Origin of the sequence: Corynebacterium sp. Z-1, assembly GCF_031844665.1 — a bacterium.
GTDB classification, from domain to species: domain Bacteria; phylum Actinomycetota; class Actinomycetes; order Mycobacteriales; family Mycobacteriaceae; genus Corynebacterium; species Corynebacterium sanguinis.
In genome coordinates this window covers 742155-754864 of sequence record NZ_CP134621.1, presented here as the reverse complement: position 1 = coordinate 754864, position 12710 = coordinate 742155, and the positions used below count along the sequence as shown (strand labels likewise).

The following is a 12710-nucleotide window of genomic DNA, read 5'->3' as shown; positions in this document are numbered from 1 at the left end:
CCACCCGCACAGGTGCGAGGAGGGTGCCGAAGCGGGGGGTGGTAGGGCCGTTAACCGACGTTGTAGACCGAGGAGTCGAGATACTCGGTAACAGCGTTCTCGTTGACGCGGAATGAGCGTCCCACCCGCACAGCGGGCAGGTCGCCAGCGTGTACCAGGCGGTACACCGTCATCTTGGAGACACGCATGATGTCGGCAACCTCAGCAACAGTGAGGAACTTACCCTTTTCTTCGTTAGCCATAATTTATTTACCCTTCAGCACGGTCGCGCTGTAGGCTTCCCCTCCCACAGGACGATCACGCACGTGCTCTAACTAGACTAGCGTGAACCGAGGGCAAGGTGCGACTTAAGCGCACAGAATGTTCCCAAGTTTTCGTAGTTAATCCAAAGACACGGTTGTGATTCCTGGGGCTAGAAGGCTATTGGCCCAGTTCAGCCGAGCGCTTCGCCGCTGCTTCCGTGGCGCGGTACAGCGCACCACGCACCCCCGATTCCTCCAACTCGCGGATCGCCATAGCCGTCGTGCCCGCCGGTGAGGAGACGTCGTAACGCAACTGCGCCGGGGTCTTTTCGCCCAGCAGCATCTCGCCGGCGCCCGAGGCGGTGGCCACGGCGAGCTCCCGGGCGACATCGCGCGGCAACCCCAGCGACACCCCGGCGTCGATCAATGCCTCGGTGAAGTAGTAGAAGTAGGCCGGCCCGGAGCCCGAGACGGCCGTAGCGGCGTCGATAAGCTTCTCCGGCACCTCGACGACGTGCCCGGTCACAGCCAGCGCCTCGAGTACTTGGGCGCGCTTATCCTCGTCGACGTAGCGCCCGCTCGCCGCGACGTGAACGCCTTTACCCACCAGCATGGGGGTGTTCGGCATGACGCGCACCAAGGGGGTGCCGGCGGCGGAGACGGCGCTTTCCATCGAGGCGAGCGTGATGCCCGCGGCCATCGACACCACCGCGGTGGATTCGTCGTGGCGGGCGATCGTGTCGCTGATCTCCTCGAGCACCTCGAGGATCTGACCCGGCTTGACGCACAGAAAGCAGATGCTGGCGTCCGTCACGGCCTCGGAGTTGTCACTGCCCGTGATGATTCCGTAGCGCTCAGCGAGCTGCGCAGAGCGCTCCGGCGAGCGGTTGGTCGCGAATATTGACGTGGGCTCCACCCCGGCGACGACAAGCCCGGCGATGAGCGCCTCCCCGATGTTGCCGCCGCCGATGACGGCGATCTTGCCCAGCTGCTCTACCTGGGCCTGGGCGGAAGTGTCGTGTGCGTTCTTTGCTGTATCCACGGCACCCACGATGCCACAACCCCGTGTGCGCCCGCAGCCGCGGTTACAGGCCGCTGATCAACCCAGGGCCGAGCGTGACGACGAGCGCAGCCAGGCCAGCCAGCGTCATCGTCAGCCCGTCCTTGCCGGTGCGCATCGCGCGCACACCAAACACCACGGCCGCGGTGACCACCAGCGCCAGGATGAGGGCGACCGCCAGCGGCAGGTTCGCCCACACCCACTGGAAGGCGATGAAACCGAGCACGCCCGCGATCAGGCCCAAAAAGACGAACAGAACGAGCATGATCGGGTTGACCGCGGCCTCGGCCTCAGCCTCCGCCTCCGGGAGGAACTCGGGCTGCTCAGCGTAGACGGACTCGTCGTAAACGGGCGCAGGTGCGGGGGCGGGGGCATCCGCGACGACCGGGATCTCGCCGGTGACCTCGGCGGGCTCCTGCGCCGAGCGCTCGAACTTCGACCATGTGGTGGTAGTAGTCGCAGCGGCCGCGGGTTTCGGCTCCACCTCCACCTTCTTGATAACGGTGGTCTCGGACGCGTCCACGGGTTCCGGCTCAACTGCTTCGATGGGCTTGACCGGTTCCGGCTCAACCGGGTCGATGGGCACGCTGGAGTGCTTCGACTCCACAGGGCGCGCCTCGACCTTGCGCAGGGAGCCAGTGAGCTCAGCAACCGACACGCCGCCTTCGTCGAGGCTGCGGCGGCGGCGCCGGCGCGGCTGTTCGGCGCCCGGGTTTTCTTTCTGGGCTCGCGAGAGAAGCTCCGCGACAGTGAGCTGAGAGTCGTCAGACATTAGCTCTCTCCTTCGTAGTTCGGTCCCTGGTCGATCCATCGCAGGATCACGCCTTCGCGCAACGCCCACGGGCAGATTTCCAACTTATCAATATTTAAGGCTCTCATTGCGGCTTCCGCCACTAACGCGCCCGCAACGATCTGGTGGGAGCGGTCCGCGTTGATGCCTTCGAGCTCCGCGCGGTCCGCCGCCGTCATGCGTGAGATGAAGGCGATGAGCTGGCGCAGACCCGGCGCGGTGAGCGTGCGCTTGACAAAAGGCCCAGCTGAGGACGGTGCGGCGCCGGTCAGGCGCGCGAGCGTGCGCAGCGTCTTCGACGTGCCCACGGCCAACCCGCTGCCCCCGAGCGCCCGGAACTGCTCGGCGGGCGCGGCGAGCTCGGCGTCGATGAAGTCGCGCAGGAGGTTGATCTTCTTGCGCTCCGGCGGGTCGGTGTCGAACCACTGGTGCGTCAGCCTGCCCGCGCCGAGATCCAGGGAGACGGCAAGGTCGGGGGTTTCCTCGGTGCCGGTCGACATTTCCAGCGAGCCGCCGCCAATGTCGATGTTGGTGATCCGGCCAGCGGACCAGCCGTGCCAGCGGCGCGCGGCGAGAAACGTCAGGCGCGCCTCCTCCTCGCCCGTGAGGATCCGCAGGTCCACGCCGGTTTTTTTCTCTACGCGGCGCAGCACGTCGTCGGAGTTGGTGGCGGAGCGAATGGCGGAGGTGGCGAACGCGAGGAACTCCTCGCACTTCAGGTTCGTCGAGAGGTCTTTCGCCTCCTGCACAGCGCTCACGAGCTTATCGACGCCCCTGTCCTCGATCGCCCCGTCCTTATCGAGGAGCTCAACGAGCCGCAGGGGCTGCTTCCAATCGCTCATCGGAGTCGGGCGCCCGCCACTGTGGGCATCGACCGCCACGAGGTGGACGGTATTGCTGCCTACATCTAATACACCTAGTCGCACACACCCAGAGTAATGGGTCTACGGTACTCAAGTGTGAATCAACCAACCCGAAGCCCCGTTTATCTCGGTTTTCCCGCCTCCTCCCCCGCCGGGAAGTCCATCCTCGCGGGGCGCGAGGTTGCCCCGGATTTCCCCCGCGAGTGGTTCGAGTTCACCAACCCGGACGACCCGAAGCATCTAATCGTGGTCGATCTCACCTGGCTGGAATCGACGTGGAGCTGCCGGTTCGGCACCCCGGAGTGCCACGGCATCGACGAGAGCTTCCCGGTGGTCGGTTGCTGCATCCACGGCGCCTACCTCTCCGACGAGTCCGACCGCGACGACCTCTACAACGCCGTCGCCAAAATGCCCGCCAAGTACTGGCAGCTGCGCCCCCACGATGTCGACTCCTACATCGAGGCCGCCGACCCGGTAGTGCTCGAGCCGTGGCTGGAGTGGGACGACGATGAGGACGAACCGGGCCTGAAAACGACGCGCGTGGACGGTGCCTGCATCTTTGCCAACCGCGCCGACGCCGAGACGGGCCCGGGCTGCGCGCTGCACCAGTGGGCGCTAGCGGAGGGGTGCAACATCGTCGGCTCCAAGCCCGAGGTGTGCTGGCAGGTGCCGTTGTCGCGCGAGGACGAGTGGGTCGAACGTTCCGACGGCGAGCAGGTGCTGCGCACCACCATCGGCGAATACGACCGGCGCCAGTGGGGCGGAGGGGGCGAGGACTTCGACTGGTGGTGCACGGGCGCGCCCAACACCCACACCCCGGGCGCAACGCCCGTGTGGCGTTCTATGCGGGACGAGCTAACTGCGCTGATCGGGGCGGCGGCGTACGGGGTCGTCGAGAAGCATTGCGCTGCTCGCGCCGCATTGCCTGACGACGCCAAAGCGACGCACCCGGCGGGCTAAGCCTCGAACTTGTAGCCCAAACCGCGCACGGTGACCAGCTGGGTGGGGCGCGAGGGCGCGGCCTCAATCTTGGTGCGCAGGCGCTTGACGTGGACGTCGAGGGTCTTGGTGTCGCCCACGTAGTCGGCGCCCCAGATGCGCTCGATGAGCTGGCCGCGGGTGAGGACGCGGCCGGCGTTGCGCATCAGGTACTCCAGTAGGTCGAACTCCTTGAGCGGCATGGAGACCGGCTCGCCGTCAACGAACACGGTGTGGCGCGTGACGTCCATTCTCACGCGGCCGCCCTCGAGGATGCGCTCGTCTGCCTCGAGCTCCTCGTCCGCCACCTCAGGCCCGCGGCGCAGCACGGCGCGGATCCGGGCGATGAGCTCGCGGCTGGAGTAGGGCTTGGTCACGTAGTCGTCGGCGCCGAGCTCCAGGCCGACGACCTTGTCGATCTCGGAGTCGCGGGCGGTGACCATGATGATCGGCACCGCGGAGGTCGCGCGGATCTTCTTGCACACGTCGGTTCCGCTCATCCCGGGCAGCATGAGGTCAAGCAGAACCAAATCGACGCTGTTGCTGTCGAACTCGCTCAGCGCGCTCTGCCCATCCGGGGCCACGATCGCCTCAAACCCCTCCTTGCGCAGCAGGTAGGCCAACGGGTCGGCCAAGGATTCTTCGTCTTCAACGATGAGAATCGTCGTCATTGCTTCTCCCTTTCCTTACGGCGCGTCGCAACCCGGGTGACCGCCTGCTTCAAACCCGGCTGGGGCTCGGCAGACTGCGCGCCGGGCTGCTCCGTCTCCCGATCGGCCAGAGTGACCTGAGCCTCGGGGGTGTATATCGGCAGCTCAATGGTGAACGTGGATCCCGTTTCGGGCCTCGACCATAACTTGATGTTACCGCCATGGTTGGCCACGACGTGCTTGACGATGGCCAAACCCAAACCCGTGCCTCCCGTCGAGCGCGAGCGCGCCCTGTCCACGCGGTAAAACCTCTCGAAAACGCGCTTCTGGTCCTCGGGCGCAATCCCGATGCCGCGGTCGGTGACGCGGATCAAAATCACCGAGTCCCGCACCACTTTCTGGGTGATGGTCACCGGCTGGTTGTTTGGCGAATAGTTAATCGCGTTGGACACCAGGTTCGACACCGCGGCGGTGAGCAGCGCCCGGTCCCCCATCACCTTGATGCCGGTGTGGCCGGAGCGGGTCAGCTCGATTTCCCTGTTGTCCGCGGTGACCTGGTTGCGCTGGATCGCGTCGTCGATGACGTCGTCGACACGCACGGGCGTTAACTCGGGCAGCGCCTCGGCGCCCTGGAGCTTGGAAAGGCTGATCAGGTCGGTGATCATGTCGCCCATGCGGTGGGATTCCTTGAGCAGCTTCTCGCCGAAGTACGTCACCATCTCCGGGTCACCCGGGTCTTGCAGCAGCGCCTGGGCCAGCAGGGAGACTCCACCGACCGGGGTTTTTAGCTCGTGCGAGACGTTGGCCACGAAGTCGCGGCGCGCGGACTCCATGCGCACGTTCTCGGACTCGTCCGTGCCGTAGACGATGACGAAGGAGGTGTCCGTCAGCGTCAGCGGTTTCACCACGGCGCGCACGCTGCGCACGAGGCTGCCTGTGGCGCGTTTCGGCAGGTCGAGGTCAATGGTGCGGGTCTCTAGGTCCTCGAAGACCTCGCGCGCCGTCTCCATTACCCGCGGGTTGACCGTGCGGCTGTGCACGATGGACATCTCGTGCGCGCGCGGGTTGGACAAAATCACCCGGCCCGCACGGTTGACCACCAAGAACCCGGTCGTGGAGCCTTGGATGGCCAAGTGCAGGACCTTGCTCATGGTGCTGACGTTGTTATCTTCGTCCTCAGGCTTTGACGCGGTCTTCGCGCGCCGCTCAATCCAATAGACAAGCAGCAGCACCACGGCGGCGGCGAGCGCCCCGAGGACGAACGCTAAGGCGGGTGACAAGTCGCGGTTACTTCTGGTTGCCCTGGCTTGCCACAGCCGCAGCACCTTCGGCGGCTGCCTCCGGGTCGAGGTACGTGCCGCCCGGGTTGAGTACCGCGCCGCGGGAGCCGATCTCGTAGACCAGCGGCATGCCGGTCGGGATGTTCAGGCCCGCGATGTCCTCGTCCGAGATGTTGTCCAGGTGCTTGACCAGCGCGCGCAGGGAGTTGCCGTGAGCGGCGACCATGACGTTCTTGCCCTGCAGAACCTCTGGCAAGATAACGTCCTCGTAGAACGGCAAGAAGCGCTCCACGACGTCCTTGAGGCACTCGGTGCGCGGCACCTGCGGCAAAAAGGCGTAGCGCGGGTCGTTGGCCTGGGAGAACTCGTTGTCGTCGGCAAGCTCCGGCGGCGGGGTGTCGTAGGAGCGGCGCCACGTCATGAACTGCTCCTCGCCGAACTCCTCGCGGATCTCGGCCTTGTTCAGGCCCTGCAGCTTGCCGTAGTGGCGCTCATTGAGGCGCCAGTTGCGCTCGACGGGGATCCAGTGGCGGTCAGCGGCGTTAAGCGCGATGTTCGCGGTGCGGATCGCGCGGCGCAGCAGCGAGGTGAACACGATGCCGGGGAGGATGCCCTTGTCCACGAGAAGCTGGCCCGCGTTGGCCGCCTCCTGCTCACCCTGTTCGGTCAGGTCAACGTCGACCCAGCCGGTGAATTGGTTGGACTTGTTCCATGTGCTTTGTCCGTGCCGTAGGAGAATCAGCTTTCCGTTGCTCATGCGTCTAGCATGCCACGAAAATCGGCCCCCTGTTGCCGTGATTAGCCGCCAAACGGCGCCCTCGGCGCACCACCAGGGACGAACTCGGCGAGCGTGTCCTCGTAGACCCGGCTCAGACTTCGCGCCGAGGCTGCCCAGCTGAAGCGGCGCGCGTGGCCCACCGCGGCCGCGCCCATCTCGATGCGCCGGGCGTCGTCGTTAAGCAGCTGGCAAAGCGCGTCGGCCCACGCCTCGGTGCCGTGCCCGTCGACAAGCAGCCCTGTCTCGCCCTCGGCGATGGCCAGCGGGAGCCCGCCGACGCGGGCCGCGACCACGGGGGTGCCCGTCGACTGCGCTTCGACGGCGACCAGGCCGAAGGACTCGTTGTAGCTGGGCACCGCGACGATGTCGGCCGCCTGGTAGATCGCCACCAGCTCCTCCGGGGGCCGCGGGCCCAGGAAGCGCACCCGACGCGCGATGTTTTCCTCGCGGGCGAGCGCGCGGTAGCGCTCCACGCTCGCATCGCTTCCCGACGCCCCACCGCAGATAATGACGTGCACGTCGCGCGCCGGGTCGCGGCGCGCCATCTCCCCTACCGCGCGGATCAGCACCTGGGGGCCCTTGAAATCCTGCAGCCTGCCAACGAACGCGACGACCTTGGCGTGTAGCGGGATGCCCAGCTGGCGCCGCGCCAGCTCCGTGTTGCGGTTCGACCCGGGGGTAAAAAGCTCCGTGTCGGCGCCGGGGGTGACCACGGCGATCTTCGCCGGGTCGACGTCGTAGTGCCGCGCCAGCTCCGCGATCTCGTCCGGGGTGTTGACCACCACGGTGTTCGCGTTGTCCACGAGCTGCTGCTCGCAGATGCGGCGCGCCTCGCCCTCGGGCTCGGCGTCCGGGGAGCGGTGCGCGTTTTTCACCGCCGCCCACGTGTGCCCCGTGTGGACCAGGGGCACCCGCGCGAGGTCGGCCATGAGCCACCCCACCTGGCCGGAGAGCCAGTAGTGCGAGTGGATCAGGTCGTAGGACAGGTCGTACGTGCGGGAGAACTGCAGGATCCCGCCGGCAAAGGCGGCGAGCTGGGTGGGCAGATCCTCCTTCGCCAGCCCCTCGTAAGGCCCGGCGACGATGTTGATCACGCGCAGACCCTCGCTGACCTCGACGATTTCACCCCGGCTGGGCCGGGTCGCCCGCGTGAAGATGTCCACTTCGAGGCCGCCGCGCACGAGCTCGCGCGCGATGTTGAGAACGTAGACGTTCATGCCGCCAGCGTCCCCGGTGCCCGGTTGCTCGAGCGGGGAGGTGTGCATGGAGATCATCGCGACGCGCATGCAGCCCAATTCTAGAGGCGCTTTTGGTCTAGTAGGCAGCGTGGCGGTGCCAGGAGTCGAAGTCGGCGGCGACCTCCGCTGCCAGCAGCCGGTAGGCCTGCACCGTTTTCGGGTGGAGACGGTCAAGCTCGACCACGGCGCCCTCCGCCAAATGGCGGTCGTAGGGGATGACGTGCACGGCGCGGGTGCGCGACGCGAAGTGCTCCGCGAGCTGGTAAATGTCAATAGTCGGGCTACCTGGAGCATTGGTCGAGACAACCACCACCGCATTGGCGGCGAGCTGGTCGTGGCCGTGCAGGCTCAGCCAGTCCAGCGTGGCCGCCGCGGACTGCGCGCCATCGAGCGCCGGCGAGGTCACCAAGATCAGTGAGTTGGCCAGGTCGAGCACGCCCGCCATGGCGGAGTGCATCAGCCCGGTGCCGCAGTCGGTCAGGATGACGTTATAGTGGTGCTGCAGGATGTCCACGGCTCGGCGGTAGTCGGCCTCGCTAAACGCCTCGCTGACTGCCGGGTCGCGCTCGGAGCCAATGACTTCGAGGCGCGAGGCCGCCTGGTGCGTAAATGCCCGCACCTGCGCGTAGCGCGATGTGTCGCGCGCGGCGAGCAGGTCGCGGATCGTCGCTGGGGTGGGCACCGCGGCACGCTGAGCCAGGGTGCCCAGGTCCGGGTTGGCGTCGATGGCGATCACCCGGTCGCCACGCAGCTGGGCGAACACTGCCCCGAGTACCACGGTGGTGGTTGTCTTGCCCACCCCGCCTTTCAGCGACATCACGGCGATGCGGTAATCGCCGCGCAACGGGGCGCGGATGGCGTCGATAAGCTGCTGCTCCTGCAACTCCTTGCGGGAGCCGCCTGGGTTGATCCGCCCACCGGAGGCGGTGTGGAGCATGCGCCGCCAACCGCGCTGTGGCGGCGCGGTGACCGGGTTGAGAAGCGTTGATTGGTCGAGTCCCGGCGGCGGCAAAAGCTCCTGGTTGGCCTGGTTAAACCTGTGCTCGCCATAGCGCGCGGCATCGTACATGACAGTTCCCCCTGTAAATGTGTGCACCCCTTCCCACATTTTTTACCGCATTTTGAGCGGCTCGCAAGGCGAAGCATCGCCGGGTGGGGGGGCTAGAGGTCACCTTTCGCGCGAATTGTGATGCGGGCCACCGCATTTTCCCTATACTAATAAACAACCCATCAATGCCGACCGAAAACCCGAAGGAGTCTCTTATGGGCGCATTCGAAGAAAAGGCGTGGTTGAAACACTACGCACCCTGGACACCGCACGAGGTTGAGCTTGGCGAGGATACCCTTGTTGACGTCTACGAACGCAACCTGGCCAAGCACTCGAACCGCACGGCGACCTGGTTCTTCGAAAAGACCATGACGTACGCGGACCTCAACGAGCAGGTCCTCAAGGCCGCGGCTGGCCTGCAGGAGCTGGGTGTGAAGAAGGGCGACTGCGTCGCGCTCGTCATGCCCAACTGCCCGCAGCACATCATCGCCTTTAGCGCCGTGATGCGCCTCGGCGCGACCGTCGTGGAGCACAACCCGCTCTACACCGCCTCCGAGCTTCTCCCCCTGTTCCAGGACCACGGCGCGAAGATCGCCATTGTCTGGGACAAGGTTGCGCCGACGATCTCGAAGCTGCGCAAGGACTCCCCGCTGTCCACCATCGTCTCGGTCAACATGATCGACGAGATGGCGCTGAAGTACCGCATCGCCCTCTCACTGCCGCTGCCGAAGGCCAAGGAGCTGCGCGAGCGGCTCACCGGCGACGCCCCAGCGACGATGCCGTGGTCGTCCCTGCTGATTGACAAGCCCTTTGAGGCTCCGGAGGAGATTACGCAGGATGACACCGTCCTGATCCTCTACACCTCGGGCACCACCGGCCCGCCGAAGGGCGCCCAGCTCACCCACGGCAACCTGAACTCAATGCTCAAGTCCGGCCTCGTGTGGGTCAAGGACCTGGGCAAGGAGCAGGAGAAGATCATGACGATCCTCCCACTGTTCCACGTCTACGGCCTGGCCCTGACCATGGGCCTCGCCATCGGCACCGGTGCCGAGCTGATCCTGGTGCCAGCCCCGGAGCCGCCGCTGATTGCCATGGCGATGAAGAAAAACCCGCCGACGTTCTTCCCGGGCGTGCCCACCCTCTACGAGAAGATCGCGGAGGCGGCGCTGAACAACGACAAGACGTACCCGACGATCCGCAACTCCTTCTCTGGTGCGTCGACGCTGCCGGAATCGACGATTGAGAAGTGGGAGAGCATCACGGGCGGCCGCCTCGTCGAGGGCTACGGCCTGACCGAGACCTCCCCGATCCTGACCGCCAACCCGATGGACGGCAACCACCGCCCGGGCTACATCGGCCTGCCGTTCCCGAACACCGAGATCCGCATCGCCAACCCGGACAACTTGGACGAGACCATGCCGGACGGCGAGCCGGGCGAGCTGCTGGCCCGCGGACCGCAGGTGTTCAAGGGCTACCTGAACAAGCCGGAGGCGACCGAGGACGCGTTCCACGACGGCTTCTTCCGCACCGGTGACATGGGCGTGATGGAGGAGGACGGCTTCATTCGCCTAGTCTCCCGCATCAAGGAAATGATCATCAACGGCGGCTTCAACATCTACCCGGATGAGGTGGAGCAGGTGATGAAGGAGCACCCCGACATCGATGACATCGCCGTCGTCGGACGTCCGCGCAAGGACGGTTCCGAGGACGTGGTGGCGTGTGTGACCCTGCGCGAGGGCGCCGTCATCGAGTCGGATGCGCTGCGCGAATACGCCCGCGAGCGCCTCACCGCGTACAAGGTGCCGCGCACCTTCTACCACTTCGAGGAGCTCGCCCGCGATATGACGGGCAAGATCCGCCGCCGCGAGGTTCAGGAAACCCTCATTGAGATGCTCGAAGAGGGCGACGACACCAAGGTCGGCGAGGAAAAGAGCTAGCTCGCTTAACCACGTACAAAAGATATGTCGCGGATTTCCTACACACGCCCACACTGAGCTTGTAAGATATGCCGGAGACCTTAGGTAGAATGAACTAATCAACGGCAACGACATACAAGGAGCGCGCTCGCTATGGGAGCTTTTGAAAACAAGGCCTGGCTGCAGCACTACGCGGAGTGGACCGACCGCCAGCTGTCTTACGGAGATGACACTCTCGTCTCCCGTTTCAACGACGCGGTAGCAAAGCACCGCAACAAGAAGTTCACGTGGTTTATGGGCAAGGAGCTCACCTACGGCGAGGTCGAAGACCAGGTCCGCCGCGTCGCCACCGGACTCAGCGGCCTCGGCGTCAAGCAGGGCGACCGCGTGGCCATCGCTCTGCCGAACTGCCCGCAGCACGTCGTTTCCATTCTCGCGGTGCACAGCCTCGGGGCAACGGTTGTCCAGCACAATCCGCTCTACACCGCCTACGAGCTCAAGGATCAGTTCGACGACCACGGTGCGAAGGTCGTCATCGCGTGGGACAAGGCCGCGCCGGTGTACAAGGAGCTGGCTCGCACGACCCAGCTTGAAAAGGTCATCACCGTCAACATGATCGACGCCATGCCGTGGCACCTGCGCACGGTGCTCAGCCTTCCTTTGGGCTCGATCAAGAAGAAGCGCGAGGAGCTGACCGGCCCGGCCGAGGGCACCATCCCTTTCGCGCAGCTTCTGAGCAACGAGCCGAAGCGCGCGGACGTGCGCGTCACCCAGGATGACATCGCGTTCATCCTCTACACCTCCGGCACCACGGGGGCGCCGAAGGGCGCGCCGCTAACGCACGGCAACATCAACGCCAACGTCGTCGCGGGCCTGGAGTGGTTCGGCAACTTCGGCGATCAGGACGAGCGCATCTTCGCCGTGCTCCCGCTGTTCCACGTCTACGGCCTGACGCTCAACTTCGCCATCGGTTTCGCGGTGGGCGCGCAGTCCATTCTCGTGCCCGCGCCGAAGCCGGAGCTGATGTTCTCCGCGATCGAGAAGACGAAGCCGACCATGCTGCCGGGCGTGCCGACGCTCTACGAACGCATCTCCGACTGGGCCATCGACAACAACAAGGACATCACGTCCATCCGCTACTCCTTCTCGGGCGCGGCGACGCTGCCCACCGCCACGCTGGAGAAGTGGGAGAAGGTCACCGGCGGCCGTTTGGTGGAGGGCTACGGCCTGACGGAGACCGCGCCGATTCTCACAGCCAACCCGCTCGACGGCAACCGCCGGCCCGGCTACATCGGCGTGCCCTTCCCCGACACCGAAATCCGCATCGCCAACCCGGATAACCCCGACGAGACCATGCCGGACGGCGAGCCGGGCGAGCTTTTGGCCCGCGGCCCGCAGGTCTTCTCCGGCTACCTGAACAAGCCGGAAGCCAACGAAAAGGCCTTCCACAACGGCTTCTTCCGTACCGGCGACATGGGCGTGATGGAGGAAGACGGGTTTATCCGCCTGGTTGCCCGCATCAAGGAGATGATCATCACCGGCGGCTTCAACGTCTACCCCGACGAGGTGGAGCAGGTGCTCAAGCACCACCCGGACATCAACGACATCGCGATCGTCGGCCGCCCGCGCCCCGACGGCTCCGAGGACGTCGTCGCCTGCGTCACCCTGCACGAGGGTGCGCCACTGGACCCGGATAGTCTCCAGTCGTACGCGCGCGAGCGCCTCACCCCGTACAAGGTGCCGCGCACCTTCTACCACTTCGAGGACCTAAACCGCGATCAGACGGGCAAGATCCGCCGCAAGCATGTGCAGAAGACCCTGCTGCAAATGCTGGAGGAGGGCACCGCGAAGCACTAAGCTACGGGGC

The 12710-nt window shown here is 65.6% G+C and carries 12 protein-coding genes; 3 read left to right on the top strand and 9 right to left on the bottom strand.

Going from position 1 to position 12710, the window contains the following annotated elements; all coding sequences use genetic code 11:
- Positions 1–50: 50 nt before the first annotated feature.
- From RIU96_RS03710 to RIU96_RS03695, 4 genes are all read right to left on the bottom strand, one after another.
- Positions 51–242: a helix-turn-helix domain-containing protein gene (locus RIU96_RS03710; RefSeq protein WP_136648862.1), complete on the bottom strand. Its 192-nt coding sequence runs from the start codon at positions 240–242 to the stop codon at positions 51–53.
- Between the two features lie 178 nt (positions 243–420).
- A complete protein-coding gene (gene proC / locus RIU96_RS03705; RefSeq protein ID WP_259787846.1) occupies positions 421–1230 on the bottom strand; it encodes a pyrroline-5-carboxylate reductase in 810 nt (269 codons plus the stop codon).
- Positions 1231–1327: 97 nt separating this feature from the next.
- Positions 1328–2074, bottom strand: coding sequence for an Rv0497 family membrane protein (locus RIU96_RS03700; protein ID WP_136648860.1), 747 nt, complete (start codon positions 2072–2074; stop codon positions 1328–1330).
- Positions 2074–3018: a Ppx/GppA family phosphatase gene (locus RIU96_RS03695; RefSeq protein WP_136648859.1), complete on the bottom strand. Its 945-nt coding sequence runs from the start codon at positions 3016–3018 to the stop codon at positions 2074–2076. The genes RIU96_RS03700 and RIU96_RS03695 overlap by 1 nt, the downstream gene beginning before the upstream one ends.
- A gap of 12 nt (positions 3019–3030) precedes the next feature.
- On the opposite strand from RIU96_RS03695, the gene RIU96_RS03690 reads away from it, so the two are divergent.
- Positions 3031–3915 carry a DUF3109 family protein gene (locus RIU96_RS03690; protein WP_136648858.1) on the top strand — a complete coding sequence of 295 codons (885 nt, stop codon included), beginning with the start codon at positions 3031–3033 and terminating at the stop codon, positions 3913–3915.
- Here RIU96_RS03690 and RIU96_RS03685 read toward each other — a convergent pair.
- The 5 genes from RIU96_RS03685 to RIU96_RS03665 are packed head-to-tail and all read right to left on the bottom strand — an operon-like array spanning position 3912 to position 8948.
- Entirely contained in the window at positions 3912–4604 is a 693-nt protein-coding gene (locus RIU96_RS03685) for a response regulator (protein ID WP_144779439.1), read from the bottom strand. The two genes, RIU96_RS03690 and RIU96_RS03685, sit on opposite strands and share 4 nt — an antisense overlap.
- Entirely contained in the window at positions 4601–5863 is a 1263-nt protein-coding gene (locus RIU96_RS03680; protein ID WP_136648856.1) for a sensor histidine kinase, read from the bottom strand. The genes RIU96_RS03685 and RIU96_RS03680 overlap by 4 nt, the downstream gene beginning before the upstream one ends.
- A 7-nt stretch (positions 5864–5870) precedes the next feature.
- Positions 5871–6620, bottom strand: coding sequence for a phosphoglyceromutase (locus RIU96_RS03675; RefSeq protein ID WP_144779441.1), 750 nt, complete (start codon positions 6618–6620; stop codon positions 5871–5873).
- Positions 6621–6661: 41 nt separating this feature from the next.
- On the bottom strand, positions 6662–7927 hold the full coding sequence (gene mshA, locus RIU96_RS03670; RefSeq protein WP_144779443.1) for a D-inositol-3-phosphate glycosyltransferase: 1266 nt from the start codon (positions 7925–7927) through the stop codon (positions 6662–6664).
- Positions 7928–7955: 28 nt separating this feature from the next.
- Complete coding sequence (locus RIU96_RS03665; RefSeq protein WP_144822637.1) at positions 7956–8948, bottom strand: MinD/ParA family ATP-binding protein; 993 nt, start codon at positions 8946–8948, stop codon at positions 7956–7958.
- A gap of 194 nt (positions 8949–9142) precedes the next feature.
- On the opposite strand from RIU96_RS03665, the gene RIU96_RS03660 reads away from it, so the two are divergent.
- Positions 9143–10864, top strand: coding sequence for a long-chain-fatty-acid--CoA ligase (locus RIU96_RS03660; protein ID WP_144822635.1), 1722 nt, complete (start codon positions 9143–9145; stop codon positions 10862–10864).
- Positions 10865–10996: 132 nt separating this feature from the next.
- Positions 10997–12700 (top strand): long-chain-fatty-acid--CoA ligase, encoded by a 1704-nt coding sequence (locus RIU96_RS03655; RefSeq protein WP_311205120.1) that lies wholly within the window; start codon positions 10997–10999, stop codon positions 12698–12700.
- Positions 12701–12710 lie beyond the last annotated feature (10 nt).

Bases quoted from the DNA above. Each gene is read 5' to 3' on its own strand.
- RIU96_RS03690 (WP_136648858.1), top strand. From the start codon at position 3,031: ATGGGTCTACGGTACTCAAGTGTGAATCAACCAACCCGAAGCCCCGTT.
- RIU96_RS03655 (WP_311205120.1), top strand. From the start codon at position 10,997: ATGGGAGCTTTTGAAAACAAGGCCTGGCTGCAGCACTACGCGGAGTGG.
- RIU96_RS03675 (WP_144779441.1), bottom strand. From the start codon at position 6,620: ATGAGCAACGGAAAGCTGATTCTCCTACGGCACGGACAAAGCACATGG.
- RIU96_RS03700 (WP_136648860.1), bottom strand. From the start codon at position 2,074: ATGTCTGACGACTCTCAGCTCACTGTCGCGGAGCTTCTCTCGCGAGCC.
- RIU96_RS03665 (WP_144822637.1), bottom strand. From the start codon at position 8,948: ATGTACGATGCCGCGCGCTATGGCGAGCACAGGTTTAACCAGGCCAAC.
- RIU96_RS03685 (WP_144779439.1), bottom strand. From the start codon at position 4,604: ATGACGACGATTCTCATCGTTGAAGACGAAGAATCCTTGGCCGACCCG.
- RIU96_RS03660 (WP_144822635.1), top strand. From the start codon at position 9,143: ATGGGCGCATTCGAAGAAAAGGCGTGGTTGAAACACTACGCACCCTGG.
- mshA (WP_144779443.1), bottom strand. From the start codon at position 7,927: ATGCGCGTCGCGATGATCTCCATGCACACCTCCCCGCTCGAGCAACCG.
- RIU96_RS03710 (WP_136648862.1), bottom strand. From the start codon at position 242: ATGGCTAACGAAGAAAAGGGTAAGTTCCTCACTGTTGCTGAGGTTGCC.